24 protein-coding genes are annotated in these 26213 nt (G+C 49.8%); 11 read left to right on the forward strand and 13 right to left on the reverse strand.

Annotated features, from left to right (window positions below):
- The first annotated feature begins 78 nt into the window (after positions 1 to 78).
- Together H6F68_RS08395 and H6F68_RS08400 are read left to right on the forward strand one after the other, a co-directional pair.
- Positions 79 to 1185, forward strand: a complete 1107-nt coding sequence (locus H6F68_RS08395; protein WP_190558077.1) for a catalase family protein — start codon at positions 79 to 81, stop codon at positions 1183 to 1185.
- A 57-nt stretch (positions 1186 to 1242) separates the two neighbouring features.
- Complete coding sequence (locus H6F68_RS08400; RefSeq protein WP_190558079.1) at positions 1243 to 1554, forward strand: hypothetical protein; 312 nt, start codon at positions 1243 to 1245, stop codon at positions 1552 to 1554.
- Positions 1555 to 1639: 85 nt separating this feature from the next.
- On the opposite strand, the gene H6F68_RS08405 is transcribed toward H6F68_RS08400, so the two are convergent.
- From H6F68_RS08405 to H6F68_RS08420, 4 genes are all read right to left on the reverse strand, one after another.
- A complete protein-coding gene (locus tag H6F68_RS08405; protein ID WP_190558081.1) occupies positions 1640 to 1966 on the reverse strand; it encodes a hypothetical protein in 327 nt (108 codons plus the stop codon).
- Positions 1967 to 2078: 112 nt separating this feature from the next.
- Positions 2079 to 2792, reverse strand: coding sequence for a L,D-transpeptidase (locus tag H6F68_RS08410; RefSeq protein ID WP_190558083.1), 714 nt, complete (start codon positions 2790 to 2792; stop codon positions 2079 to 2081).
- Positions 2793 to 2994: 202 nt separating this feature from the next.
- Positions 2995 to 3861 carry a glycerol acyltransferase gene (locus H6F68_RS08415; RefSeq protein ID WP_190558085.1) on the reverse strand — a complete coding sequence of 289 codons (867 nt, stop codon included), beginning with the start codon at positions 3859 to 3861 and terminating at the stop codon, positions 2995 to 2997.
- Between the two features lie 59 nt (positions 3862 to 3920).
- Positions 3921 to 4982, reverse strand: coding sequence for a tRNA-dihydrouridine synthase (locus H6F68_RS08420; protein ID WP_190558087.1), 1062 nt, complete (start codon positions 4980 to 4982; stop codon positions 3921 to 3923).
- 174 nt (positions 4983 to 5156) lie between these two features.
- On the opposite strand from H6F68_RS08420, the gene H6F68_RS08425 reads away from it, so the two are divergent.
- The 3 genes from H6F68_RS08425 (at position 5157) to H6F68_RS08435 (ending at position 7659) form a co-directional block, all read left to right on the forward strand.
- The gene (locus H6F68_RS08425) at positions 5157 to 5552 is read left to right on the forward strand and encodes a tetratricopeptide repeat protein (RefSeq protein ID WP_190558089.1); all 396 of its coding nucleotides are present in this window, start codon (positions 5157 to 5159) and stop codon (positions 5550 to 5552) included.
- Between the two features lie 305 nt (positions 5553 to 5857).
- Positions 5858 to 6382, forward strand: a complete 525-nt coding sequence (locus H6F68_RS08430; protein WP_190558091.1) for an HAD-IIIA family hydrolase — start codon at positions 5858 to 5860, stop codon at positions 6380 to 6382.
- Positions 6383 to 6822: 440 nt separating this feature from the next.
- Positions 6823 to 7659 carry an SGNH/GDSL hydrolase family protein gene (locus H6F68_RS08435; RefSeq protein WP_190558093.1) on the forward strand — a complete coding sequence of 279 codons (837 nt, stop codon included), beginning with the start codon at positions 6823 to 6825 and terminating at the stop codon, positions 7657 to 7659.
- A 66-nt stretch (positions 7660 to 7725) separates the two neighbouring features.
- Here the strand turns inward: H6F68_RS08435 and H6F68_RS08440 are convergent, their stop codons facing one another.
- The 3 genes from H6F68_RS08440 to H6F68_RS08450 all read right to left on the reverse strand — a co-directional run bounded on the left by H6F68_RS08440 (position 7726) and on the right by H6F68_RS08450 (position 11189).
- Positions 7726 to 8448, reverse strand: coding sequence for an alpha/beta hydrolase (locus H6F68_RS08440; protein WP_190558095.1), 723 nt, complete (start codon positions 8446 to 8448; stop codon positions 7726 to 7728).
- Between the two features lie 381 nt (positions 8449 to 8829).
- A complete protein-coding gene (gene glnT, locus H6F68_RS08445; RefSeq protein WP_190558096.1) occupies positions 8830 to 10140 on the reverse strand; it encodes a type III glutamate--ammonia ligase in 1311 nt (436 codons plus the stop codon).
- A 74-nt stretch (positions 10141 to 10214) separates the two neighbouring features.
- Complete coding sequence (locus H6F68_RS08450) at positions 10215 to 11189, reverse strand: fatty acid desaturase family protein (protein ID WP_190558098.1); 975 nt, start codon at positions 11187 to 11189, stop codon at positions 10215 to 10217.
- A 49-nt stretch (positions 11190 to 11238) separates the two neighbouring features.
- Between H6F68_RS08450 and H6F68_RS08455 the strand changes: the two genes are divergently transcribed.
- Entirely contained in the window at positions 11239 to 11400 is a 162-nt protein-coding gene (locus tag H6F68_RS08455; protein ID WP_190558101.1) for a hypothetical protein, read from the forward strand.
- A 119-nt stretch (positions 11401 to 11519) separates the two neighbouring features.
- Here the strand turns inward: H6F68_RS08455 and H6F68_RS08460 are convergent, their stop codons facing one another.
- Positions 11520 to 11933 carry a hypothetical protein gene (locus tag H6F68_RS08460; RefSeq protein ID WP_199299981.1) on the reverse strand — a complete coding sequence of 138 codons (414 nt, stop codon included), beginning with the start codon at positions 11931 to 11933 and terminating at the stop codon, positions 11520 to 11522.
- Between the two features lie 276 nt (positions 11934 to 12209).
- Here H6F68_RS08460 and H6F68_RS08465 point away from each other — a divergent pair, with 276 nt between their 5' ends.
- Complete coding sequence (locus tag H6F68_RS08465; protein WP_190443004.1) at positions 12210 to 12422, forward strand: hypothetical protein; 213 nt, start codon at positions 12210 to 12212, stop codon at positions 12420 to 12422.
- Between the two features lie 41 nt (positions 12423 to 12463).
- Here H6F68_RS08465 and H6F68_RS08470 read toward each other — a convergent pair whose 3' ends face one another.
- Positions 12464 to 13498, reverse strand: coding sequence for an isochorismatase (locus H6F68_RS08470; protein WP_190558105.1), 1035 nt, complete (start codon positions 13496 to 13498; stop codon positions 12464 to 12466).
- Positions 13499 to 13591: 93 nt separating this feature from the next.
- On the opposite strand from H6F68_RS08470, the gene H6F68_RS08475 reads away from it, so the two are divergent.
- Positions 13592 to 14284, forward strand: coding sequence for an NrtR DNA-binding winged helix domain-containing protein (locus H6F68_RS08475; RefSeq protein WP_190558107.1), 693 nt, complete (start codon positions 13592 to 13594; stop codon positions 14282 to 14284).
- A 66-nt stretch (positions 14285 to 14350) separates the two neighbouring features.
- On the opposite strand, the gene H6F68_RS08480 is transcribed toward H6F68_RS08475, so the two are convergent.
- A complete protein-coding gene (locus tag H6F68_RS08480) occupies positions 14351 to 14917 on the reverse strand; it encodes a tetratricopeptide repeat protein (RefSeq protein WP_190558109.1) in 567 nt (188 codons plus the stop codon).
- Between the two features lie 503 nt (positions 14918 to 15420).
- On the opposite strand from H6F68_RS08480, the gene H6F68_RS08485 reads away from it, so the two are divergent.
- Both H6F68_RS08485 and H6F68_RS08490 read left to right on the forward strand, forming a co-directional pair.
- Positions 15421 to 15669: a hypothetical protein gene (locus H6F68_RS08485; RefSeq protein WP_190558111.1), complete on the forward strand. Its 249-nt coding sequence runs from the start codon at positions 15421 to 15423 to the stop codon at positions 15667 to 15669.
- Positions 15670 to 16001: 332 nt separating this feature from the next.
- Positions 16002 to 19481: an ATP-binding protein gene (locus H6F68_RS08490; protein ID WP_190558113.1), complete on the forward strand. Its 3480-nt coding sequence runs from the start codon at positions 16002 to 16004 to the stop codon at positions 19479 to 19481.
- Between the two features lie 44 nt (positions 19482 to 19525).
- On the opposite strand, the gene H6F68_RS08495 is transcribed toward H6F68_RS08490, so the two are convergent.
- The 3 genes from H6F68_RS08495 to H6F68_RS08505 form a co-directional block, all read right to left on the reverse strand.
- A complete protein-coding gene (locus H6F68_RS08495) occupies positions 19526 to 22399 on the reverse strand; it encodes a GAF domain-containing protein (RefSeq protein WP_190558132.1) in 2874 nt (957 codons plus the stop codon).
- Between the two features lie 220 nt (positions 22400 to 22619).
- Positions 22620 to 24383: an ATP-binding protein gene (locus tag H6F68_RS08500; RefSeq protein WP_190558115.1), complete on the reverse strand. Its 1764-nt coding sequence runs from the start codon at positions 24381 to 24383 to the stop codon at positions 22620 to 22622.
- 19 nt (positions 24384 to 24402) lie between these two features.
- Complete coding sequence (locus H6F68_RS08505; protein ID WP_190442988.1) at positions 24403 to 25218, reverse strand: alpha/beta fold hydrolase; 816 nt, start codon at positions 25216 to 25218, stop codon at positions 24403 to 24405.
- 306 nt (positions 25219 to 25524) lie between these two features.
- On the opposite strand from H6F68_RS08505, the gene H6F68_RS08510 reads away from it, so the two are divergent.
- Positions 25525 to 26213: DUF305 domain-containing protein (locus tag H6F68_RS08510; RefSeq protein WP_190558117.1), on the forward strand; the 689-nt coding region annotated here is incomplete at its 3' end.

The following is a 26213-nucleotide window of genomic DNA, read 5'->3' on the forward strand; positions in this document are numbered from 1 at the left end:
ATTTAAGGGCAGACTCCATTTCAGATTGTTAAACTACGACTGTCTAGAATAATCCCCTCAACCTGACCAGGAACCTTAATGCCCAGCCCCAGAGAACAATACGTTCGCTACTCGGACGATGTAGAAGTCAAACAACCCGACGAAGACAAGCTCATTCACGAAACCTTAGACTCGGTTGGCCGCATGGGGCAAAGGGTGTTTGACAAACATCGCCATGCCATGCGCGGTGCCCATGCCAAAGGACACGGTGGGCTCAAAGGGGAACTGACGATATATGACAACCTGCCTACACCGCTAGCGCAGGGCTTGTTCCGTGAACCGCGAACCTATCCTGTAATGATTCGCTTCTCAACCTCTCCCGGTGACATCATGCCTGATGGCATGTCTGCGTTTCGGGGGATGGCCATTAAGGTGATTGGCGTAGAAGGTTCTAAGTTATTTAGCTCTGAACCAGACGCACTGACCCAAGATTTTTTGATGATCAACCGCCCGGTTTTTCCATCGGGAAATGTCGCTCGCTACCTCAATGAGCAATTACTTCAAGAAAAGGTTGTGGTCCGAGCCCCTGAGGAGGCGCAACAACTTCTGACTACCGCCCTACGCACTGTGAATGCCGTCACCAAAAAGGTAGGAATAGACCTCTACCCGACTGCGTTGGGGATCACGGTGCCAGAAACACACATTCTGGGAGAAACTTACTATACGACTGCTGCCTTGCGCTATGGAGACTATATCGCCAAAATCAGCGCCGTTCCCATCTCGGATAGTCTACAGCCACTTATAGGTAAAACGGTCGAAACCAACGATTCTTCAGTTCTACGCGATCTGATTGTCGATTTCTTCCGTCAGCAACCTGCCGAGTATGAACTGCGTGCTCAGCTTTGCACCAATTTGGAGACGATGCCGATCGAAGATGCCTCGATTCCGTGGTCCGAGCAGGAAAGTCCCTATCAGGCGATCGCCAAGATCACAATTCCGGTGCAGGAGGCATTTAGCCCCGCGCGGCGCGTTTATGTAGATGAAGTGTTATCATTCAACGCCTGGCACTGCATTGCAGAGCATCGACCACTTGGTTCAATCCAGCGAGTTCGGAGGCAGGTGTACGAAGCCTCCAGCCAATACCGTCATGAGATGAATCAGCAGCCGAAGGGTGAACCACGCAGCATTGAGGAAATGCCTGATTAGAAGGATAGAGAGACAGAGGATGAACCCTAAAGCATTTAAATCCTTTACCCAGAGACCATGAACTATTCTTTCCCCCCAGATCTTCAGCGATCGATTCAGCAAAGCTTGCAGGAAATTGCGGCACAGATGGGGAAACCGCTGAATGAGGTGGCAGCAGAACAGCTATATGAAGACGCTAATGCCCTGCTGAATCACGTGCCTCATGAACCCCTTACCTTGGCACGAGTGGCAGGCACACTGCTAGTGTACCAAGGGCCAAACACAGAACCAGAAGAGTTAGAGTGGTTCAAATCTCAGGTGCAGCAATGCTCTAGTGATGAGGAGATTGAGGAGCTGATGGAGTCACTGCATCGGATTGATGCGCTGTAACAGAGGCCAACTGGATATACAGCTTTTCGCCAAAATGACTCAACACATAACGAGACTTCTCACGGCGTGAGCTTCCTGGCAGGATTCACACTCTACCGAGGTTAAGTCCCAGCGTCAGCATACTCAACAATACAATCAAGCCAAGCGCTCGACGAAAGTAGTTAACTCCCTCAAACAGTTCCTGCCAGGCCCAAGTAAACAAAGCACCAAACGCGACTAAATCAAATGCGGTCTGGATTTTGCCACTAGGAAGCACGGATTGCAAGACAGTTGCTGTCAACCCAACCAGGAGGGGGAGATTGGGCATTTGCGCAATCACGATCTTGCCTTCACTGTCTCGAAAGGTGCGATCGAACAATGTACTTTGCTTAGCCTCAAGTTTTTCTGGCTTACTGCTCAATTGAGATGACATGTGCCTTACCTGAAATACGACTGAAGCTCAATGTTATGGGTGTTCACATGGCAGTGCCTATATCGGGAGGTAGGTTACATTGCTCCCACAATTGCGGATTTAGCATCCTAGCTTAATCCACAATTTTAACGGCGGTGCCGAGCTGGACCCATTTTTGCTCAATCAACTGTTTCAAGGTATCGGGGGCCAAATGCACGCAACCACCAGAATTCGCTTGACCAATATTCTTGAGATTAGGAGTTCCATGCAGGGCGATCGAGAACCAGTAAGGCGTTGAGGCAAACGTGCTCATCTTAGGGCCTGTAATCGTGGTTTCTGAGGCGAGTCCGATGTACCCATCGCCATAGGCTTTGTCTGGGCTACCATTGCCATCAAAGTCAAGCCGACTCATGTTCTGAAATAGCTGAACCAAACCTTGTGGTTGACTCACCAGGGGACGAAATTGGGGATTTTGAGCGAAACGCTGTACATTCTGGCTCGCGATTTGGTTGTAAGCAGATTTTTTGTAGAGAATTAGGTCTACTGTCATCTCGCCCGTCGGTGTTACTAGGTCAGCCATGTCCTGTTTTTCCTTCAGGCCACCCTGCCCGATCCCGATCGGGGCTTCATACAGGCGATCGCCCTGACTGTTGAGTACTTCCAGGCGCTTATCGCTGCGGTGAATCACGAGAGAATAGGTTTCTTTCTGTTTGTTACTAACGATTGAAGAATTCTCAACTAACTCAACAGGCTGTTTTGTTGCTACAGCAGTGCTTGTCTCTGGACGCTGAGGTTGCTCAGCTCTGGGGGCAGTGCAAGCAAAGAGTACTACTGGAAGGAGTACCAAACTTCTAGAAAAGGCTTTAGAAGTTTTGAGTTGCCTGTTTTTGCTCTTTCTGCTAAATACCTGGATCAATAGTTGAGATAGCCCTGATCTCCCAGTAGACATTGACATTTCTGACCTCTGATTCAGGAAGCGCTAACCAACGATGTTTTTTAGTGAGTTGTTCTAATTTCCTACGTTACACCCTGGGGTAAAACAGGTTAAATCAGGGCCGATTTTGGCGCGCAACTAAATCATCCAATTCGCTTTGCATGTGGGCTCGTACTTGTTCGTAGCAGGTATCCACATAAGCGCGATCGCAGGCAGCGGCTCGTCCATAACGCTCAAAGACGACTGGCGCACATACGCGGGTTTGAATTGGCACTGGCAGAGGGAAGTTAGGCAACGGACCGATTCCCACTCCCCAAGGCAGCCCCAAGTAGATAGGAAATACTCCAGTGTTGCCATCTAATCGCCAAGGAAATCCCCACTGATGAAATTGCTGCATCTGTTCATAAAAGTCGCCTAAAACCATCAGCGTTTCATGCGCCCCATGAGAAATTACAGGCACAATCGGCGCTGACTCTCGTAAGGCCAGCTTAATGAATCCTCGGTGTCCTGCCAGGTGAATGCGATGGCGCAAGCTGTAAGGACGAAACATATCTTGGGCACCTCCCGGATAGACCAGTAGAGCCGCATCGGCTTGCAAGGCCGCGATCGCCATTTTCGGATGAGCCTGAATCGCTCCCACCTGCGCCCCTGGAACCGCAAAGATAGGAGTTTGCCAAGCGGTCGGATGCATCAGAGCATAGGCGGGACGCTCAGTGCCAAATCGCCGAAACCAATCGAGCATGACCATTGAGGTATCAGGTGACGCCAAGCCTCCATTATGGGAGCCCACAATCAACACCTTGCCGCTAGCTGGCATGTGCTGCCACCCTTCTGTTTCTACCCGGAAGTAGTAACGATAGAACCATTCCCAGATCGGCATCCAAGCTTTGATCGCTTCAGGATCACGATCTTTCAGGGACCAACCATCAAAGCGATGAAAACCCTGGCGATGTCCGCGATCGCTACCGAGCCATGAAGTCATCTGTTGCCAGAAATTCATATGATGTTGAGATCAGTAGATAGATTATCAAAGGTAAAGTATCAAGCACAGCAATCTTGGGGAGTTTCACAAGTGGGACGAGCGACCAGCCCCGGATATGGCTCCAAAGCAAATTCTGTCTCTGGGTTGCTTAACAAATGGCGATCGCAGACTGCCAACAGTTCCGTTTCCGTCCGAGCTTGGCGCATCTCCCTTAAGAAGGCTCCCGCAACATCAACACTTTGAGCAATAAAGTTGAGATACATCTTCATGTGGCTGACCCGCGCCCGCTCTGGTACCATTGACGCGGTTTGGGTTTGGCGCAAGCGCTCAATGTAATTGTGAACGGCACTGAGAGGAACGCCAGAAACAGGCTGACCGTTCAAGGCTTGGCGGATTTGCTGAAAAATCCAGGGGTTACGAATAGCAGCCCGACCAATCATCACTCCTGCAGCCCCTGTCATCTCTAAAACAGATAGGGCAGAGGTGGCGGAGGTCACATTACCGTTGGCTAGCACTGGGCACCTAACTCGTTGGACGGCGTGGGCAATCAGGTCGTAGTGTACGGCGCTATGATACTTCTCCTTCACCGTACGGCCATGTAGGCTCAATAAGTTGATGTCGCATAAATTGATCAGGTCGAGGAGGCGATCGAAGTGATCTGTGTTGTCGAAGCCAATCCGCATTTTGACAGTCAGCCGTCCTACCACAGCTTCCCGTAACTCGCTCAGAATCCGTTTCACCTGTTCTGGGTCACGCAACAACCCGCCACCAACGTTCTTGCGATAAACTCTGGGAGCTGGACAACCCAAGTTAAGGTCGATGCCTGCAACCGGATAGTGGCTCAACTCGCGGGCTATACGCACTAAGTCAGGAATGCTCTCGCCAATCAGTTGCGCGAAGACTGGGCGACCCGTCTTGTTTTCTGTAATCGATCGCAGGATCTTTTTATTGAGCGTGGAACTAGGATGGACGCGAAAGTACTCGGTAAAAAAGTAATCGGGACAGCCATAGTGAGCCAGCACGCTCATAAAGTGTAAATCTGTCACATCCTGCATGGGAGCTAGGGCTGTTAAGCTAAGTCCCGGACAAGTTGACAACGGCAGGATCTGAGAGAGTGACATTTACAGGTTCGCTTGCAAGGCCGAAGGGGTGGAGATTGTCTCAAGACTGGATCACCTGAACCATCCTATCAGGAATCGATCTGCACCGAGCTGGACCGATCTGGTTGATTGGCGCTGCCGTTCTGCATATTCGGCATAATGGAGGAGAACGGATTGAACTGAGTGGGCGATCGCATGACTTCAGCAGAACTAGAGATTAACTCTGCGGTACAGTGGCAAGCGCAAGGCTGCGATCTTTGTGCGGCTGAGCAATACCCAGCGGCGATCGCAGCATTTGATATTGCTTTAAGTTTAGAGCCGAATAACTGCCAAACTTGGAACTACCAAGGTAATGCCTACAGTGCCCTACGGCGACAAGCAGAAGCCCTAGCTTGCTACGACAAAGCCACGTTCATAAATCCGCTATATCACCAAGCCTGGTTCAACCGAGGTCTGTTGTTGGTAGAGATGGGAGCGTATGGTTCGGCCCTCGCTGCCTATGATCAAGCCATTACCTTACATCCTGATCCTTGCTATCTCCATGCCAGAGCCGACATTTGGCTGAAGAAAAAATTGACTCCCTTTGCCTGAGGCACTCGTAGAACGCTCATTCAAATTAGGCAAAGCACAGGTCACTCAACAAGTTGCTCAGGGTCAACAATTGGGCGATCGCTATATTGAGCAATCTGCCAAGCCTGATTAGTCAGCCCAAACTCCACCCTGAGCGATCAACATTTATTCAGGTGGCAATAGAGCCTGTAGGCTTAGCTACCAAGCGCAATCTCTCCTTAGGGCTGATGAATTGTGCTGAGCAAATTATCAGTATGGAAAGTAGGGCTGACAGCAATTGAGCTTGCGGTTGGTCTAAGTGTTTCGGCGATCGCAGTTTTCCTATTATGAGCCTTCTTCTTCTCGACCTCGACGGCACCATCCGCGAACCCTTAGAGGGACAGCTATATTTGCAGCACCCCCGAGACCAACAAATCATTGCTGGGGCAGAGCTAGCGATCCAGAGCTATCCCGCAGATTGGATCATCGTAGGCATCACCAATCAAGACGGTGTTGCGGCTGGGCACAAATCCATCAAGCAATGCATCCAAGAGCAGCAATATACCCTGCAATTAATTCCTCAACTGAAAGAAATCTACTTCTGTCCTGACTTTGAAGGCAGAAAGTGTTTCCGCGTGACTGGCCACAACGTCCATAACCACAGCATAACGAAATGGTTCCGTCAGTATCGCAAACCTGATCCTGGCATGCTGAAGTTGGCGATGGTTAGACACAATCACTTATCAGAAAACTGCTTGTATGTGGGTGATCGTCCCGAAGACGAACAAGCCGCCCAGCGAGCAGGCATAACTTTTCAGTGGGCTTGGGCTTGGATAGCAAGACATAGAGCTGAGATGGCTTTGAAGATTTAGCCGCGATCGCCCAGCTCAACCAGAGAGCTAGATCTCAACAGAGCCATCTTTGTCAGATAGATAGTCAGATAGATACTGTTCCAAGTCAATTGCTCCCCTTAATCTTCCTTTTACGGGTGACTGGGGTCGCACCGCCTGTAAATGTACCTGAGACTCTGCATGGAGATTGGAGCTAAAGTCTGCTAGCAAGCCACCGCTAGAGACTTTAGCTGTAGTGCTACGGGGTAGAACAATCCTCTCTATCTAGTACGGTTTATCTCCCCCACACTTACTAGCGGAATGGCTAGAGTAGAGCAAGTGTCAAGGGCGATTCCAGGATACTTACAGGCTCCCATTTGGGTAATCCAACCTAGCTCTCCTGAGCAGAAGGTTTGAATAGGAAGATTTTGAACGTGGTAAAAAAAGGACTTTTAGCAGTAATTCTGGCGTTTTTAAGTCTTATGGTTGCACTGACACTATCCACTCAAGGTTCCACTCCCATTAATCAGCTCTATGTGTTTGGAGACAGCCTTTCAGATGTAGGCACTGTGTTTCGGGCAACTGGAGGGATGTATCCGCCTCGTCCCACGTACCACCAAGGACGCTACTCAAATGGTCGAGTCTGGGTGGAGTATCTGGGCGATCGTCTCTCTTTATCTAATGCGCAGACGAGTAACTTTGCCTATGGTGGGGCCACAACTAGCAGCGATCGCAGCAGTTTAGTTCCGGGGCTGCTCAGCCAAGTCAACTCATTTACCCAAACCCATCCAAAAGCAGATTCTAAAGCTCTGTATGTTTTGTGGGCAGGGGCAAATGATTATTTGCAAGGAGTCAGCAACACCAATGGCCCAATCCAGAATATTACTCAGGCGATCGCATCGCTGAACAAAGTGGGAGCGAGAAAGATCTTAGTGGCAAACCTACCAGACTTGGGGCAGCTTCCTTCTACCCGGAATGGAGGCCAAGCTAAGACTCTCAGTGCCTTGAGCCAAACCCACAATCAAGGCTTACGGCGATCGCTCAAAGTGCTGACTCAGCAGCATCCAGATTTACAGATTGCGACTCTAGATGCCAATACACTTTACCGAGAAGCCATCAGTAATCCAATCAAGTTTGGCTTCACCAATGTCACTAGTGGATGTTTAGCAGGTTCTAATGCTTGTGGCAATCCTAATCAGTTTTTGTTTTGGGATGGCATTCATCCCACTACAGCAGCGCATCGAATTTTGGGTGAAGCGGCCTTCTCAACCATTCAAGCTGAGGGAATAGCCAGCTCCCGCTCAGCATTGCTGCCATAAAATTTCTACTACTTTTTTGCAGCTCCTAAGCCCTTCCAGCGATTGCCTTACTGCATCCGGAAGGGCTTAGCTTTGGTTGGGATTGGCTTGGGTTGGATCGGTCTGAATAAACCACTCCAAGGCTCCCCGCGCGATCGCCGTTGGGACTGTATGCGGTCCCTCAAATTCTTGATACAGGACGTTGTAATCAGCTCCTTTTAGTTGCGGCACCAGTTTGCGGCTACAACGATCAATTGGGAGAACTTTATCTTGGGTTCCGTGAGAGACGAAGATATGTGGATCGCCTGCTTGCCGAATCGGAGCCATAAATCCCGGTGAGAAAGCGAGGACATGGGTGAATAGATCCCCATTCATGATGCCTAGAGAGAGGGCGTAAGAAGCGCCATCGGAAAACCCAGCTACTCCAACTCGCTGAGGGTCGATGGCATAGCGGCTAAAGGTTTGAGTCAACGCTTGATCAATAAAGGCAATATCTGGCCCATATTGACCCATAATCACATCCCAAGTTTGCCGCCGCGAGTCAACTGCCAATACAATGGCTCCGACTGAATCAACGATTTGCTGAAGGATAGTCAGCGCTCCCTCAGCATCTCCTCCAGCACCATGTAGCATCACCACCAAAGGAGCGGGGCGATCGGCGCGATAGCTAGCAGGCACATAAAGGAAACCATCTCTTTTTTCACTTAACTGGAGAGGATGCAGCCCAGGTTTTCCAAACACTGTAGGCTGTTCTGGTCGAGACCGTAGTTGGCCTGTAGCGGCTGAATCGATTTGCTTTGAAGTTCCCATAACTGATAAATTCTGATTTTCACAACGCGTTATTTGAGAAACCGCGATCGGTAAAGCGCACCCCACGATCCCAAATCGCACGAACCGTCGTCTCGTCCAGTGAGCAGGCCAGTTAAAAAATAAGGCGTGGTTTTTCCTCATCGCGATCGCCGAGCCTCCGAGTGAGGGCAGTAGCGCAGCCGTAGCACAGTTAAAAAATATTGGTCTCAAAGAACTAGTCTTTGTTTTTCGGGTGCTCCTAGGGAGGACTGCAACTCTATATCCACCCTAAGCCGTTTCAAGCTTACTGGCTTGGTTCTTCCGGAGGATTCAACGCTCTAAAATTATTAACGATGGAAGTGACATAATTCACATCTCATCCTTTGCTGCACCCGTCGAAATTTAGCAATCTAGAGTAGTTTCTCGCTCCCAAGGAGTGATTTGGGTGCTGTAGTCACGCCATTCTTGATGCTTCAGCTTCAAATAAGACTGCACAAACTCTGCTCCCAGTGATTCGTGCAAGGTCGAGTTATTTTCTAGCTGGCGTAGGGCATCGAGAAGGTTGCCAGGAAGAGATTTCGCCGTGTCTGGAAGTAGGGGCTGAGTGTAATTGTTGTTGTCATAGCGAGGACCCGGATCTCGTTTTTGCACCATTCCATCTAACCCTGCGGCAATGAGGGCGGCGGGTAGCAGATAGGGGTTGGCAGCTCCATCGGCTAGACGTAGCTCAAAGCGTCCAGGTTCGGGGATGCGGATGGCATGTGTCCGGTTGTTGCCGCTGTAACTGATCGTATTGGGTGACCAAGTTGCTCCAGAGAGGGTAGCAGGGGCGTTGATGCGTTTGTAGGAATTGATCGTGGGGTTAGTGAAGGCGCAGAGAGCAGGGGCGGCATGGAGAACCCCGCCGATGAAGTGGTAGGCCAAGGATGACAATCCTAGGTCTCCTTCGGGATCATGAAACAGGTTGGTAGTGCCCACCGCATCCCAAACGGATAAGTGGGTATGGCAGCCGTTCCCGGTGAGATGGGCAAAGGGTTTGGGCATGAAAGTGGCCCGGAGCCCATGCTTTTCCGCGATCGCCTTCACCATGTACTTAAAGAAAGCATGGCGATCGGCAGTCACGAGTGCATCAGCATAGGTCCAGTTCATCTCAAATTGCCCATTGGCATCTTCATGATCATTTTGATAGGCTCCCCACCCTAAAGTGAGCATGGCATCGCAGATCTCAGCAATCACATCAAACCGCCGCATCAGGGCTTGCTGGTCATAACAGGGTTTGATCTGGCGATCGCACAAATCCGATAACGTTTCTCCATCGGCTGACAACAAAAAGTACTCGCATTCTACTCCTGTCTGGACGCTGTAGCCCATATCCTGCACCTGTTGTAGCACTCGCTTCAGCACCAGACGGGGAGTTTGCTGAATCGATACCCCTTTAGGTGTCACTAGATCTGCGGGCATCCAAGCTACATCCGGTTTCCAGGGTAATTGAAACAGGCTGCTGGTGTCAGGCAGGGCAAACATATCTGGGTCAGCAGGCGTCATATCCAGCCAAGTGGCAAACCCCGCAAATCCCGCACCACTAGTTGCCATTGCATCGATCGCCGCTGTCGGTACCAGCTTCGCTCGTTGCGTCCCAAACAGATCGGTAAACGAGATCAAAAAATAGCGGATACCACGCTCACGGGCGATTTCAGACAGAGCTGGAGTCATGTGGGGTTTTCCTAAAAAGAGGGTTAGCACTGGAGCAAGACAGTGCTCCACCGTCTAGCATCTGGTCCAATTACTCAGGCAGCCTCGTCAAACCGAGCAGCAATATGACGGTTGGCTGCTACATATCCTGGTCTTACTTCAGTGAACTGCCCTGCCAACTTTTCGTGGGCCTTAGGTAAAGCATGAAAGGGGATCGATGCGTAGAGATGATGCTCCGCATGGAACGGCATATTCCACATCAACAATCGCATCGGCCACATTGTCAGCGTGGTGCGTGTATTACTCAGAGGATTGCCATCCTGGGTGCAACCTGTGTGCTCTGCAAGCAAAACGAAACGCAAGATTGGTTGTCCTACCACCAGTGGCAACAGCCAGTAGATGAAGAACCAGGGTTGTTGAACAGCGATGGAAAGGGCGATCGCGCCGCCATAGACGGCCAACTGCCACCGAATCGATCGCGTCACCTCTCTTCGCGCTGTTTCAGAAATATACGGACATCCCTCAAACTGTCCGAACGCAGTCTGAATATGTCTCCGTCCCTTCCCCATCCACCAGGGAATGCCACTCATCTGCCAGAGGTAGTTCATCCAGTTGGTCGGTGGGATATCCTCCAACTCCGGATCTTTTCCGGGGATTTGAGTATAGCGATGATGCCACTTGTGATAGCGCCGATAGAATGTGCTGTTGTAGAACGACAATACCCCGGCTAGCCATGCCACCGCATCATTCACGGGATGACTAACAAATGCCGTCCGATGCGCACACTCATGCATAGGTGCAAACATCGACGCCAGACTAAAACCGTAGACCACCAATGCTGGAGTTGCGATCCACCAGTGCCCCCAACTCCAACCCCAGATGGCACCGCTAGCCACCATTACTGTTAGATGTCTGCTTAATTGCTGCCAGCCTTGGCGATCCGATCGCTCATTTAACTCCAGCAACTCTTGCACCGACAAAATTGGACTTGGTTTTACGTGCCAGGCTTCCGCATACTCGGAAGCATCCGGCGGCACGGATGCAGAAATAGCCCTATCCAGCGTAGACATACTTGTTCGCCCAACCCAACAGAAACGATGGAAAGCACATTAAGGCTTCGTGTATTGGTATACCGCCCACGCTTCATCGCTCGTTGTACTAAAAGCTACCGTCTGGAGTTTGCTAGATGAAGCTACGACTTGGGATAGCTTCAAACCGTTGTTATTATCCTGCCTACGTCACCCAGAGATTGCACAAGAGGCGATCGCTGCCATTCTCTAATTCGGTGCCATTCTCAGCTTCAAAGCTCGCACTGCATAGCTGACCATTAAAAAAGCGATGGAGAACTGGTTAGACTCAGTTCTCCATCGCTCTCTAATCAAGAAGTTGCTATTTATTGTCTACTTACCGAAGACACCTTTGATGCTATCAACCGCACGTTCAACTGCATTTACGTTGTTGTCGATCGCTTTTTGAGTCCGAGCTGCATCTTCATCGGCTCTTTTCTCAATGCGAGCTACATCTCTCTGAGCCTTGCGCTGGATTGGGTTGGCGCTACCATCAGTTGCGTCCTCAACCCGACTCGCATTTTTGTTGGCAGTTTCTTTCACTTTCTCTGCCGCATCTTTCACAAAACTCTTGTTTTCTTTCTTAACTTGCTCCCCTGTATCGCTTGTCGCGATTAAGGTGGCAGCAGGAGCGGCCATTGCGCTCGTGTTCGAGAAGAACGCACCTTGCCAAACGAAAGCGATCGCTGAAGCACAAAATAGAACAGTAGCTGTCCAGCGTCCAACTATAGAAAAGACTTTAGTCATTGATTTCATAGAACACAGTTTTCACGAGATTTATCATCCTAATTTCTACTTCATTTACCTTGCAGGCCAAACTGTCCTAAGACAGAGTCCGTTTGGCATAGACACCGTTTCTCACAACCTTCTCAGACCAGCGGAAGGGAGAGCGAATCCAATTTCACAAGCCTCAACTAACCTTCTAGGTAGCTGGGTAAAGCCTAACCAACAGAAACCCACAAATCTAATGTGGTAAAGTCTACCAAAGACTACTGCTGTGGTTTGTAGGAGTTAGGATTCATCATGACTGAGCGCCACTTCCACGACGAATTTACCCTAGCCGAAACAGCAGAACAGTTGGGCTATGAAGCCATGAAGTTAGGCCTAATTCCCAGCTTCGTGGTGCGTCATTTTCCCGATAGCCGCCAGTTTTACATTCCCAATGAAACGGAATCAGAACCCCTCACCCCTGAGGAAGCCTACCTGCGCCTCAAACGCCTAGTAGAACCTCAGTAATGTCGTCTTAGTAATCAGGGGAGCGATCGCCTCTTATTCTGCTAATTGTGGTTTCTAAGCGCGATCGGCTCTGTAGATTTCACTACATGCATGTCCGCGTCTGCAAAGCGTTGAAACGCAGCATTCGCTTGCTCCGTAAAATCGACAACCCCAGGAACTACAACCGGCGAAGTGCAATCCTCCAGCAGATAAACCTTTTTAGCCAGGCTGGGGTCTTGGGCCTGGATTTCGCTGAGCAAATCATCAACGGTCCAGGCTAGACAATGGCTTTTTGCCTGCCCAGCAATGATTACCGCATCAAACTCCAGCAGCTTTTGAATCAAGTGGGTATTTTTCTGGGCGATCGGGTGACCGTCAGGGTTATCAAGCACTTCAGGCCGCAGCACTGAATAGTTCTCGGTTAGGGGATTTCCCCCTTTGATCTCAAAATGAGTCTGACTGTCGCGGGCGATCGCGTGAAAGAAGCAGGCTTCCTCTACAGCAGAAACCAACGCATGTCCAATACCGCCCAGCATGGCGTGATAAGGCCAAATGGTCAGAGGATATTTGCCGTTGTCGCTGAGGCGCTGGGTATAGTGCAAAGCAAAGCGTTCTAGCAGCATGTAGTTGCCTTGAGTAAGGCTGTAGGCGATCGCAGGATTTACCTGCCAAATACCCTGCTGCACTTCCGCTAAAGAAATCATGGTCATGGGAGCGGGATGATCTCCAGCACCATTCACCCAAAAGCTAGGATGAAAAATCTGCATCGCTGTGTGGGTGTCCATGGTTGGCGCAATCTCAGTGATCACGTCCAGATTGCGGTAGATGAATTCGCACAATCGCCTGTTATCTTCCACAGCCCCATTGCTCGATCGCCCGCCCACAAACAGTTCAAAATTAGGGATACAGAAGGTATTTTGTACATCGATCGCCATTAAGCAAATGCGTGTCTGGTCTTTGGCGGCTGGTTGTAACCCCTGCTGCTTAGCCCATGCTTTCGCCTGCACTGCTCGCTCTTGATAAGGAACGCGCCACACCTCACCGACGCGCTGAGTAGCAAAGTGGGGAGGAATCGGCAGTTGTGTTTGAATTGTCATTCCAAGCCACCCGCTAATTTAATTTGGGTCTCCACTATGGGATAGTGTACCTATGACAACAAGGTTAGTGTCAAAAATACACAATGTCAATCCATGGCCTACCTGTACCCATATGCTCGCCCCAACTTGGCTGTAGACTGCGTAATATTTGGGCTGGATGAGCCGAATAACCTGCAAGTGATGCTGATCCGACGCAACCTACCTCCCTTTCAAGATCAGTGGGCACTTCCTGGCGGTTTTGTCCGAATTGACGAATCCATTGATGCGGCGGCTCGCCGAGAGCTACAGGAAGAAACAGGGCTACAAGATGTGTTTCTAGAGCAGTTATATACATTTGGAGCGATCGATCGCGATCCTCGTGAGCGCGTTGTCACCGTTACCTACTATGCCTTAGTTAATCTCAGGAAGCATGCTATCGAAGCCGCCACCGATGCCAGCGAAGCAGCTTGGTTTTCGATCTCCCATCTCCCTTCGCTGGCCTTTGACCATACGCAAATTGTCGATATAGCGATCGCTCGACTCAAAGGCAAAGTTCGCTATGAGCCGATCGGCTTTGAATTACTTCCCCAAAAATTCACTCTCTCCCAACTGCAAACTCTTTACGAAACTGTGTTGGGCATGCGGCTCGATAAACGCAACTTTCGCAAAAAGCTTCTAAAGATGAATCTATTGGTTGAACTAGAAGAAACTCAAACCGACGTTGCACATCGAGCCGCCCACCTCTATCAGTTCGATGCAACCAAATATCGCCAACTCAGGGAAAAAGGCTTCAATTTCGAGATTTAGCACGAGATTTAGCAAAGGTTAATCCTGAGAGTGAGGGGAAAAGCTAGAGCCATCCCCCTCACTCTCCTACAGCGTGTCTGAGGAAACACTACGCAGCGCTTCCTGAGGATTGCCTTGCGCTAAGAAAAGAGCCGAAGCCTGCCGAGCATCCCGAATCGCTCCAGCTTTGTCTCCTAAGCTCAGCCGAGCAAAGCCTCGATTCTGGTAGGCTTCAGCATCTTGGGGATTTATCTGGAGGGCTTGAGTAAAGTCTGCGATCGCCTGAGACTCGCTACCCAACGCTTGATGCGCTAGACCTCGGTTGTTGTAGGCATCCCCGTCTTTCGGGTTAATCTCTAGGGTGCGGTCGAAATCTGCGATCGCCGCTGACGCATCGCCCAACATTAAGTGAGCAAGCCCCCGGTTGTAGTGAGCTTCGGGGAATTGCGGATTGAACGCGATCGCATGACTCCAGTTAGCGATCGCCTTAGAGTAGTTGCCTTGCTGAGCTTGGTACACGCCTTCGTTATAAGCATCGACAGACCCCATGGGAGCGGTGATTGCAGTCGTGGGGTAAGCTTGAACGACCGAGGGCATACCAATTAGAGTGGCAGCCAGGCCCAAAGTCGTTAGCACTGAAGAAATACGGTTCATGGTGTCACCTAGAAATGGGTGCAGCAAGGTATGGATGGAACCACCCTTGCAACAGGCTCATGAATGAGCTTGCCATCGTCCTCGACAAGGTAGCGGACCTATAGAGAGACAACCCTCTATCATTTGAGGGGTTTCAGAATCAAAGCAATTCCAACCCGTGACAGATGTAAGTAAAAAAATGCAGAAACCATACCAACTCATCTGCTTAGGTACAGGCGGTATAGAAGTCAGGAGGGCTTGCAATCGAACCTCTCATAAACGCTTTAAGATACGGCGGATTCTTATCAATGGGTTCTAGACCTTAAAACCAAGTGGAGAGACAGACTTCAAGCTCCCGTCTCTTCAGCCAGGATCATAGACAGATAGAAATTGGGAGCGATTTCTAAGAGAGTTGTATCTAAATATTACAACTTGGCTTTTCTATTAAGAAATGTTGCAGGTACAGTTTGACCTCGTTATGGTGGCAAACATAAACCACAGAAGTACTAATGCTGGAAGGCTCTATGCTGCTACCAATCTTGGCCATTGCTGTGGCACTACTCAGTATTTGGGTTGTGACTTTAGCGATCGCCTCCTACCTCCAGGCTCCCCGGACCGCAAAACCTATCTCACCCACATCTGGCAGGCAGGTCTCCCTCTTCTCACTCATCCTATTTTTGTTTGCGCCCTTTAGCCTGATTCCGTTAACCAGTGGTTCAGAGCTAGAGACCAGCACCCGAGAATTCTACGAGCGTTCGGCCCGGAGTAGGTAAGCCGAGCGGCTCAACTCGCTGTGTGTCCTAGCCCACTGGGCCTCCTGCTGTTCTACGCCTGCGTCCACCAAAAGCTGATCTAAATTGACTGATGCTACGATGTTGTAGATGAGCAGTGGCGCTCAACCTTCACCACAAGCAGGAAAGACCCGAAGTTCGTACGATTTTGCCCCAAACTTACAGCATTTTGACGCAGCACCCATCACAAGGGTGTTGCGTTTTGTTTCGATATTCACAACCCACAGTGATTCAGTCAGCCTTGGTGGGGAAAAGTATTTCTATGCAACCAAAATCTTGAGAAGATGCTGACTCGGCCGCTAGCAATTCTCGGCATGCTGCAAAAGCGCGCGCTGGCTTCATTGTTTGTATTGCCGTTGGCAGTGGGTCTGAGCACCTCAGCTGCTAGCCTTTGGCTTTGGCAAGCGCTCGTGAAGCAAGAGGGAATCCAGATTCAACGTGCGGTTGATCAAGAGGCAGCCAAGCTGAAGCTAGAGATTCAGGAAAAGATTCAGCCGAAAGTATTGGCCTTGGTACGCATCGCTAAGCGGTGGGAGCATGGGGGCAAGCCGCCTCAGGAAGAGTGGGAGTTTAACGCCAACTTAAATCTGGAGCACTTTAAGAGCTATCAAGCGATCGCCTGGATAGATCCTAGTCTTCAGGTGCGCTGGATTGCCCCACTGAAGGGAAACGAAGCTGCGCTCAACCTCAACCTTGGCTCTGACTCCCAGCAGCGTCAGGCTCTCATAGCAGCGCGGGACCAACAAAGAATTCGGATGACTCATGAGATTGACTTAGCCCAAGGTGGTAAAGGCTTTCAATTATATGTGCCCATCTTTCCTCAACCAACCCAGTTTGATGGGTTTATTGCTGCCACGTACCGAACTCAAACGCTCATCGATAACATCTTGACGCAAAAAGATGTGTCGGGCTTCGCAGTGGCAATTTTTGATGGGAACGAGCAGATCTACCAGGACCCAACTGCGAATAGGCAACTGCAAAAGCAGTGGGGACGAGCAACGCGCATTCCTATGTATGGGGTTACGTGGCGGCTCCAGGTCTGGCCAACTCCAGCCCTGCTAGAGCGGATGCATTCTCCGCTCCCAACGATCACTTTATTGGGTGGTCTGTCTCTCGCCTGGGTATTGGCCTTGGCAGTCCACCTCAAGCAAAAGTCCAATCGCTCAGCGCGAGAACTGCGAGAAGGCGCAGCAGCCATTCGCGCTTTATATAACTTGAGTGTGGATCATGAACTCGGCTTTGAGGCTCGCCTCCAGCAACTGTTGGCTTTCGGCTGTCAGCAATTCCAGCTTGAGTTTAGTTTTCTATCTCATATTCAAGGCGATCGCTACGAAATCATTGCAGTCCAAGCTCCAGATGGCTCAGTCACACCGGGCACCATCTTTGAACTTCAACAAACTTACTGCTCAGAGACCTTCAAACTTGCGGAACCCTTATTTATTCCACATGCAAGTGCATCCCAGTGGTGTCAGCATCCTGGTCATACCGACTTCAAAATCGAAAGTTATCTTGGGATGCGGGTCTTGGTTGCGGGTGAAATGTATGGCGTGTTGTGCTTCTGGAGCCGTGTGCCGACTCAAGAACGATTCCAACCGGTTGATAAAGAACTGTTGAAGCTAATGGCTCAGTGGAGCGGTAGTGAAATTGAGCGTCAGCAAGCCGCAATTGCTTTAAGGCAGCAACTACATCGCGCTTCGTTGCTCAAAGAAATTACTCAAAGAATTCGTCAAAGTCTCGATCCTGAACAGATTTTTCAGACGACAGTCGCTCAAATCGGTCGAGCCTTCCAAGCCAACCGCTGTCTAATTCTTGGCTATATGGCTACTCCAACTCGGCAACTGGAGGTCAAAGCCGAATATTTAGAGTCTGGGTATTCCTCCCTCTTACAAGTCGGCATTCCGATTCATGACAATCCCCATGCCCAACAAGTTTTAGCGCAAGAACGAGCGATCGCCTCTGCTGATGTTAATAGCAACCCCCTACTGCAATGCCTACTGCCGCTCTGTCAGGAGTTCCGCATCAAATCCATCTTGGCGATCCGCACCTCTTATCAAGGGGAGCCGAATGGCATCATTACTTTGCATCAATGTGATCAGCGTCGTGACTGGAGTGCCGATGAAATTGAGTTACTTGAAGCCGTAGCCGACCAAGTAGGGATTGCCTTGGCTCAAGCTCAGCTTTTAGAACAAGAGCGGCATCAACGCCAACAACTCAAGCAGCAAAACTTCTCTCTAGAGGAAACAAAGCGAGCCGCAGAAGCAGCCACTGAAGCCAAGAGTAAGTTTCTGGCCACCATGAGCCATGAAATTCGCACCCCCATGAATGCCGTGATTGGGTTGACGGGTCTGCTACTGGATACGCCATTAACGCCTCAGCAACGCGATTTTGCCGAAACGATTCGCAGCAGCGGTGAAACCTTGCTCACCCTGATTAATGACATTTTAGATTTTTCCAAAATTGAGTCTGGCAAGTTGGAGTTGGAGGAGCAAACCTTGAGTGTGCGCGCTTGTGTAGAACGAGCGCTAGATTTGCTCAGCCCGAAAGCTTATGGAAAAGGATTGGAGTTAGCCTACACCATAGAACCGACGGTACCAAGCGCGATCGTCGGAGATGTGACTCGCTTACAGCAAATCTTGGTGAACTTGCTCAGCAATGCCATCAAGTTTACCCCGGTAGGAGAGGTCATGGTTTCTGTGACAGGACAACCCCTAGACCTACAGTCACTCCAGTACGAGATTCGATTTGCAGTGAGGGATACAGGGATTGGCATTCCTCAAAACCAACTTCATCGCTTGTTTCAGTCTTTTAGCCAGGTAGATGCTTCTACCACTCGTAAGTATGGAGGCACAGGTCTTGGCTTAGTGATTAGCCAGCGGCTTTGTGAGCTAATGGGCGGCAAGATATGGGTGGAAAGTCGGGTTGGGCAAGGCTCCACCTTCTACTTCACGATTGTTGCTCCGGTTGCTGGGGCCACGGTTACTAAATCAACGTCTCTCTCGTCCAGTCCCATTAGCTCTCCCTTTGATTCACAATTAGCCGAGTGCTTACCCTTACGGATTCTGTTGGCTGAAGATAATGTAACTAATCAAAAGGTAGCCACCCATCTCCTCCGGCGGCTCGGTTATCGGGCTGATCTGGCTAGCAACGGGTTAGAAGTCTTAGAAGCCTTACGCCGCCAGTCTTACGACGTGATCTTGATGGACCTGCAAATGCCAGAAATGGATGGTCTAACCGCGACTCAAGCGATCTACCGAGAATGGGGTTCCACTGATCGCCCCCGGATTGTGGCCATGACCGCAAATGCCATGCAAGGCGATCGCGAAGAGTGCCTGAGTTGTGGCATGGACGATTACATTAGCAAACCCGTGCAGGTGAAAGAATTGGTGCGGGCACTCAGCCAATGTCAAGTTTACCCGCAAGTCACTGCCTCTCTCCCCTCATCTGCATTAGCAGTCGCGATCGCCGAGGCGAAGCGTTCAGTTCAAGAGCGGGTCGGTGAAGATGCCTCTGAACTGTTTCTGCAAATGATTGATTGCTTTTTGGAGGAGGTACCTCGACGCTTAGCAGCGATGCATCAGGCGATTGCTGAAGCGGATACAGCAGCATTGGCGCTGGCAGCCCATAGCCTCAAGTCGAGTAGCGACCTCCTCGGCATCTTCTCTTTTAGTGAACTTTGCAACCAACTAGAAACAATCGGACATCAAGGGGAGGTAAGCACGCATCCCCAAGTTTTACAGTTGGAAGCAGAGTGGGAAAGCGTGAAAATTGCTCTGCTGCAAGCGCGGCAACAGTGATTTAGAGCGTTAAGCAATACCAATTTTCACAGCACTCGCAGGGTTTAGGCGATCGCGACTCTTTGCTGCACGGGCAACTTCAGGATAAATTCTGTCCCCTGCCCTAGCTGAGAGCGGCACAATAGCTCACCATTGTGTTTCTCAACAATTTGATGACTGATAAATAAACCTAAACCAGTTCCTTGTCCTATAGGCTTAGTCGTGAAAAAGGGATCTAATAGCTTGGCTTGAACGGCTTCGGGAATACCTCGCCCATTGTCTTGAATCACTACCTCTACCCACTCAGCATCGACACTGCGGGTAGCAATGGTGATGGTTTTAGACGAGGTGGTACTCTCGGTCGCAGCATCAACTAATTCATCGATCGCATTGCTCAGCAAATTCATAAAGACTTGGTTGAGCTGCCCAGCATAGCATTCCACTAACGGCAGTTCTTCGTAGTGCCTCTCAATGGCAATCACAGGATTAGTGGGACCTGGCTTCAATCGATGTTGCAGAATCAAAAGAGTACTCTCCAAACCCTCATGCAGATCAACCGCTCTCACATCTGCTTCGTCAAGGCGCGAGAAGTTGCGTAGAGATTGAACAATTTCTCGAATCCGGTCAGTACCCAGCTTCATGGAAGCGCAAAGCTTGGGAAAATCCTCTTCAATGTAGCTCAGGTCGCTATCTTCAAGCTGCTGATCTAGGGCTGCTGATGGGGTAGGATGCTCCTGCTGATAGGCATGGAGCAGATCGAGTAAGGTTTGAGTGTACTCCTGAATCGGCGCTAAGTTGCCGTGAATGAAGTTGATCGGATTATTCACTTCATGGGCAATGCCCGCCACGAGTTGCCCCAAGCTCGACATCTTCTCGCTGTGCACCAACTGAAGTTGCGTCTGATTCAGGTCAGCTAAGGTGTTTGCTAATTGTTCAGCCTGTTGTTTAGTACTAGCAAGCAATTGTGCATGTTGTAGCGCGACTCCAAGTTGAGTCGCAATTTGGCTGACAAACTCAACTTCCGACTGCTTCCAATGACGAGTTGTCGAATGTTGATAAACACCTAACAGTCCCCAAAGGCTAGAGCCCACAAAGAGGGGAACGATCATAAAAGCTTTGATCTCAAACTGCTCCAGCAAGTCAATGTGACACTGAGCATACCCTGGTTGATAAATGTCAGAAACGACAGAAATCTCACCGTTACGATATCGTCCACCTTGGGTTTCTTGCAGGTGAGTGTCATCCCAGACCATATTCACGCCTAAATGACCAATGCTTTGCCATTCCGGTATGGTGGCTTCGTAGTTGCCGACAAACTCTCCGCCCCAATCAGGCTTGAAGCGATACACAGCGACTCGTTCAGCTTTGAGCACCTGGCTCAGTTCCTGAGTGGTGATTTGAAAGATGGTGTCAATCTCTAGGGACTGCCGGATTTTGGACACAATGCGCGATAGGGTGGTTTGTCGCTCCACTAAATATTCCAGCTCGATGTTCGTTTGCTGGAGCTGCTCAGAACGTTGTCTGAGTTCTTCAGTGCGTTCTTCAACTTGGCGCTCTAAATTGGCGTTGAGTCCTTGCACCTGTTGGTACAGCCGATATTGTTTTGCCGTTGCTGAGAAACGCTCTCCTAAAACTTGGGCATATTTGATCTCTTCTTCCACCCAGCTTTGCGATTGCTCTTTCTGGATTTGCCGCCACACGTCAAAGGATTGCCGTGCCATGAGCTGGCGCGTATCTGGATTGTGATAGCCAGCCCAAAGAGTTTCAGTATCAAGACCACTACGGAAGAAGGTGAGACAACCAATCACTTGAGCGCCGTGCTTCAGGGGAATAATTAAGGCGCTGCGAATCCTGGTGTCGCTAAAGAAGGGGGCCAAGGTACGAAAGAGGGGTTCTTGATAGATATCATTCACTGCCCAGGATGAAGGCGCTGGCTTGGTAGATTGAGTTGGTTCTGCTAGTTCGTAAACAGCCCGCATCCACTCAACCGACCAAGGTTGATATCCAGTTCTATCTGTAGCTGTCGTTAAGACTGAGTGCAAATATCTCTGCCACAGTAAGTTTTCTTCAATACAGCGATTCTGAGTGGAATCAATTAAGGTGGGCTGCTCGCCGCAGGTATAAAGTTCTCTGGGGTGGTGGGTGTCTGGAAATAAATACAGCCTGCCTCCTCCGTCAAGAGTGTCAGCAGCTTCCTTCAGGGCATCTTGCCAGTCTACAGTGGGAGACGTTTGTAGCAGTGCTGTCACCCGATTCAGGTTGGCTTCTTGCCGTGCTTGGGCTCGCACCTGCTCCAGCAGAATGGATTGAGCAATGGCAACCGCAACTTGGTCTACCACTGCTTGAATGAATTGCAACTCTTCTTCCGTGACCGTATGCGGTTCGGCATGATGAGAAACTAACAGCCCCCAAAGTTGGCTCTGGGATTGGGGAGATGGACCCTGAGAAGACCCGGTTGCTTCTGCTTCGAGCACCACCGGAACCACAATAGAAGATTGCACGCCCATCGCGGTCAGGTACTCTTGATGACAAGGATCAACGGGACGATAGCGAATATCTGTATCGTTGAGCAGTTCCCCAGTTTCGGGACAGTTAAGAGGGCTGATGCCAATCTCGTGGGTGCCCATATTGATGATTGAGCGTTGCCGAGCCCGCACGAATAACTCCCGCGCATAGGGCGGAATGTCATCGGCGGGAAAGTGCAGACCTAGCAAGGAGGGCAAGCGATCGCTCTGTAGGGATTCGGCAATCACCACGCCATGACCGTCTGGTTGAAATTGGTAAATCTTGACTCGGTCGGTTCCCAGGTAGGAACGCACTTCTGCCACAGTCTTCCTCAAGATCTCCGGAAGCTCCAGGGATTGACGGATACGATTCGCAATACGGTGGAGGAGGACTTCCCGATTTAAGGATGAACTGATGTCGTGGGTGGGCAGCATAGTCACGATTCAACTCAGGATTCAAGGGTGGCTGCACTTAGGGTTCCCTTAATTTTTGCAACATATATTAAGAACGACTAAATTTCTCAAAATATATTGAAATCCATCATTAATATTGCAGTCCAATAGTTCATAGCTACGGCAAAGAGCGTCCAGGGGGCAGAACACTTATAGATCAGAGCACTCAGAGATCAGAACGCTTAGAAAAATTTTGAGAGATTTAGAGAGATGTTGATGCAGCAGCTTCAAACTCTAGAACAAAGGTGGTTTTCTCGCTACTACTTTCAACTCGGATGTCAATGTCTAAGCGCTCTGCAAACTTTTTCACCAGTGCTAATCCGAGCCCTGTCCCGCCATGCTTCCAAGGATCATGATTGGGAATGCGGTAGAATTTGCTGAAAATTCGCTCATGTTCTGCGACTGGAATTTCGACTCCAGAATTACTAACTTGAATTTCTAGTGCTGCTGAAGTTGCCTGAGCCGATAGCGCGATCGTGGCTCCAGGAGGGCTGTATTTGCAGGCATTATGCAGCAGTTCGATCAAAATTCGTTCTAAATAGGAAATATCTGTGGTTAAAAGGGGGAGATTTTCAGGAAGATTGATCTTCAAGTGCTGTTGTTGATGACGAGTCCGTTCTATAAACGGTTCTACAAAGTAGGGTACAAAAAGCTGAAGATCAATTGTAGCCAGGTTAAGCGGTTCAGTATCAGCATCAAGCCGAGCCATATCGAGAAGATCATTGATCAACTCCATCTCGCGCTGGCTTTCGTCGCGGATGATTTTGCAGGAACGAGCGATCGCATGGGATTCATCGGCCAACAAACCCAACGTTTTCAAGTTCGCTTCTAGGACTTGATTTGCCAGTTTGATGCTAGCCATCGGGGTACGCAACTCATGAGAAACCGTATTGAGAAAGTCATCTTTGAGTTGGCTCAACCGTTCCAGTTCTTGGACTTGCATCTGAGCTTCACGATACAGGCGCGACTGGCGCAGCGCGATCGCACAATGATTCGCGACCTGTTGGACCAACCGGATTTCTAAGTCACTAAAAATTTGTTCTTTTTGCCGGAACAGCCACAGATCCCCTAAAACTCCCTGATCATCATAAATAGGGCAAGCGAGGACAACCAATTGACTAGAGTGCAAAACTGCACTCACTGGGCCGAAGGGACAGAACTGCACCGCTTCTCCCGCTAACAAAGAGACATCCACCCAAGGAGAGGGAGGCGTAATGTCCAGATACCAGCCTTGAGCCGTAGCTAGAGTCTGGTGGGAGGCGTAAGCAATGGTCGATCGCGTTTGATCAGCCTGGTATACTTCGACATCGCAGTACTCGACGTCCAACCCTAAGCCCAATTCCTGTACGGCTGTTTGGAGGATTTGGCGCTCATCTAGACTGTCGCGGACTTTGGCCGTAATTCGTTGCAATAATGACTCAAAATTCAGGGCTTGTTGCAGTTGAGCAGTCCGTTGCTGAACTTGCTCTTCGAGCTTGACATTTAACTCTAATAGCTCTGCCTGCTTAATCTCTAGAGCTGCCTGAGCTTGCGCCAACGCTGCATTAGCCTGGTTTTGGGCCTGAGTGGCTGCCTCTGCTACTTTCTTCGCTTGCAGTAGTTCATCTTCATACTGAATGCGTTGGCGCATGGGAACCAAGATACAGTCGTTGCAGCAGCTACCACCTCGTTCTTGGCGCACCGCGTTCACGAGCATAGGGATATTACCTCCCTGCTTAGCGCGGAGTAAAAGGTAGATTTCTTCGACTTTGCCGTGCAGTTTCAGCAACGGGAAGAAATGAGTTTGATAGAAGATGCGACTGGCGATCGGTAGGATAGATTCAATGGGCATCCCCTCTAGCTGATTAGACTCATACCCCAGCAATTTCGACAGTGTGGCGTTAAGCATCGCAATGGTGCCATCGTCATTAAATGAGAGGAAACCGCACGGCGCTGTATTGAACGGCTCGTCTATCTGGCAAATCATAAACTTACAGTTGCGGGCCTCAGCTAGCAGGGGTTTCAGTCAAATAAGTTTGGATCAGTTGAATGATTTCCTCCGGGTGGCTCATGTGAGGGCAATGCCCTGTTGCTTGCATCATTTGCAAGGTGCTTTCGCTCAGATGGCGATGTAGGTAATGTCCTATCTCAGTAGGGGCGATCGCATCTTCAGAGCATTGCAGGATGAGAGATGGCACTGTCACTTGAGGCAAGTCAGAGCGGTTATCAGAAAAAAAAGTGACTTCCGCAAAGCGACGCATAATCACCGGATCAGTCGAGCAGAAGCTAGTTTCAAGCTCCTGAGTCAGTTCTGGTTGCGCTGAATTCTGCATAATCACAGGGGCTAAAAAGCTGGCCCAGCCAATGTAATTTTTGTCCATCAGATCTAGCAGTTCTTCAATGTCTTGGCGATCGAATCCACCTTGGTAATCCGGTAAATCATTGATGTAGCAGGGGGAAGGAGCCACAAGGATGAGATGGCTGAAGAGTTGGGGGGCTTGAATAGATGCCAACATCCCAATCACACCACTCACAGAATGCCCGACGAAGATCACGTCTTTCAAGTCCAGGGCGGTGCAGACATCTAGGACATCCTGGGCATAACCCTTGAGATCGCTGTAGCGCTCGACGTTGTAGGCTTGAAGATCTGACTTTCCAGACCCGACATAATCGAACAAGACAATCTTGTAATCGTCTTTGAAGGCAGACGTTACAAAACGCCACACATTTTGGTCACACCCAAACCCAGGAGCGAACAGTAGAGGCTGGGTGCCTTCGCCGAACACGGTGATATTATTCCTGAGAAAAATGTTTTGAGTCATTCTCTTTCATCAACCATTACTATAGATTGCCCAACCCTTCCGAGCCGATTTGTGACCGTCATCATTCTTCTCAAAAGCATCTCATTCCTGGGAGATAGAGCAATTTCATCTTAATTTCATAAGTAAGTGCAATGCTGAGTGACTGTGTATCGCTGGTTTCTTTGGGTAAATAGCTGACTGTAGATAACTCAGGAAGGTGCTTGAGCCTATTTCATTTATAGAGTTGACATATAGAGTTGACACTCCAGCCAAAGGGAGACTTCAGAATAACAGCATAGACTTTTGCAATTTCTCTGCGGAGAACTTATGTATCGGATGTTTCGGATGAGAATCAGCGCTATTGCTTTGTTACTAGGGGCGATCGCCACTGCCAGCCTCTTGAATGCTTGCTCAACCCCAAGTCAAAATCAGGCTCAAACTCCTAGCCCTGCTGCTACCACGGCTGGATCAAGCCAACCAATGGATCATGGCAACGCCCATCACGGCGGCACGATGGACCACAGCGCCAGCATGGAGTTAGGGCCAGCCAATGCCGAATATGACTTGCGATTTGTAGATGCCATGACTCCACACCACGAGGGAGCGGTAGCAATGGCAAAAGAGGCTCAGCAGAAGTCGCAGCGGCCCGAAATTCAGAAGTTAGCAGCCGATATTGTCGCGGCACAAAATAAAGAAATTGAAGCATTGAAGCAGTGGCGACAAGCCTGGTATCCCAACGCGAGTGCTCAACCCGTCGCCTGGAATGCTCAGATGGGTCACGCTATGCCAATGTCGGCAGATCAAAGAAAAGGCATGGCAATGGATATGGACTTAGGCGCAGCCGATGCTGAGTTTGATCTGCGCTTCATCAATGCCATGATTCCGCACCATGAGGGAGCGGTAACGATGGCCCAAGATGCGCTCAGCAAGTCCAAGCGCCCAGAAATCAAACAACTGGCTCAAGACATCATCAAGTCCCAAGAAGCTGAAATTCAGCAGATGCAGCAATGGCGACA

It is taken from the genome of Trichocoleus sp. FACHB-262, assembly GCF_014696035.1.
Taxonomy (GTDB): Bacteria; Cyanobacteriota; Cyanobacteriia; order FACHB-46; family FACHB-46; genus Trichocoleus.

Coding starts and splice junctions, on each gene's coding strand:
- H6F68_RS08395 (WP_190558077.1), top strand. CDS start 79: ATGCCCAGCCCCAGAGAACAATACGTTCGCTACTCGGACGATGTAGAA.
- H6F68_RS08400 (WP_190558079.1), top strand. CDS start 1,243: ATGAACTATTCTTTCCCCCCAGATCTTCAGCGATCGATTCAGCAAAGC.
- H6F68_RS08405 (WP_190558081.1), bottom strand. CDS start 1,966: ATGTCATCTCAATTGAGCAGTAAGCCAGAAAAACTTGAGGCTAAGCAA.
- H6F68_RS08415 (WP_190558085.1), bottom strand. CDS start 3,861: ATGACTTCATGGCTCGGTAGCGATCGCGGACATCGCCAGGGTTTTCAT.
- H6F68_RS08420 (WP_190558087.1), bottom strand. CDS start 4,982: ATGTCACTCTCTCAGATCCTGCCGTTGTCAACTTGTCCGGGACTTAGC.
- H6F68_RS08425 (WP_190558089.1), top strand. CDS start 5,157: ATGACTTCAGCAGAACTAGAGATTAACTCTGCGGTACAGTGGCAAGCG.
- H6F68_RS08430 (WP_190558091.1), top strand. CDS start 5,858: ATGAGCCTTCTTCTTCTCGACCTCGACGGCACCATCCGCGAACCCTTA.
- H6F68_RS08435 (WP_190558093.1), top strand. CDS start 6,823: ATGGTTGCACTGACACTATCCACTCAAGGTTCCACTCCCATTAATCAG.
- H6F68_RS08440 (WP_190558095.1), bottom strand. CDS start 8,448: ATGGGAACTTCAAAGCAAATCGATTCAGCCGCTACAGGCCAACTACGG.
- glnT (WP_190558096.1), bottom strand. CDS start 10,140: ATGACTCCAGCTCTGTCTGAAATCGCCCGTGAGCGTGGTATCCGCTAT.
- H6F68_RS08450 (WP_190558098.1), bottom strand. CDS start 11,189: ATGTCTACGCTGGATAGGGCTATTTCTGCATCCGTGCCGCCGGATGCT.
- H6F68_RS08460 (WP_199299981.1), bottom strand. CDS start 11,933: ATGACTAAAGTCTTTTCTATAGTTGGACGCTGGACAGCTACTGTTCTA.
- H6F68_RS08465 (WP_190443004.1), top strand. CDS start 12,210: ATGACTGAGCGCCACTTCCACGACGAATTTACCCTAGCCGAAACAGCA.
- H6F68_RS08470 (WP_190558105.1), bottom strand. CDS start 13,498: ATGACAATTCAAACACAACTGCCGATTCCTCCCCACTTTGCTACTCAG.
- H6F68_RS08475 (WP_190558107.1), top strand. CDS start 13,592: ATGGCCTACCTGTACCCATATGCTCGCCCCAACTTGGCTGTAGACTGC.
- H6F68_RS08480 (WP_190558109.1), bottom strand. CDS start 14,917: ATGAACCGTATTTCTTCAGTGCTAACGACTTTGGGCCTGGCTGCCACT.
- H6F68_RS08485 (WP_190558111.1), top strand. CDS start 15,421: ATGCTGCTACCAATCTTGGCCATTGCTGTGGCACTACTCAGTATTTGG.
- H6F68_RS08490 (WP_190558113.1), top strand. CDS start 16,002: ATGCTGCAAAAGCGCGCGCTGGCTTCATTGTTTGTATTGCCGTTGGCA.
- H6F68_RS08495 (WP_190558132.1), bottom strand. CDS start 22,399: ATGCTGCCCACCCACGACATCAGTTCATCCTTAAATCGGGAAGTCCTC.
- H6F68_RS08500 (WP_190558115.1), bottom strand. CDS start 24,383: ATGATTTGCCAGATAGACGAGCCGTTCAATACAGCGCCGTGCGGTTTC.
- H6F68_RS08505 (WP_190442988.1), bottom strand. CDS start 25,218: ATGACTCAAAACATTTTTCTCAGGAATAATATCACCGTGTTCGGCGAA.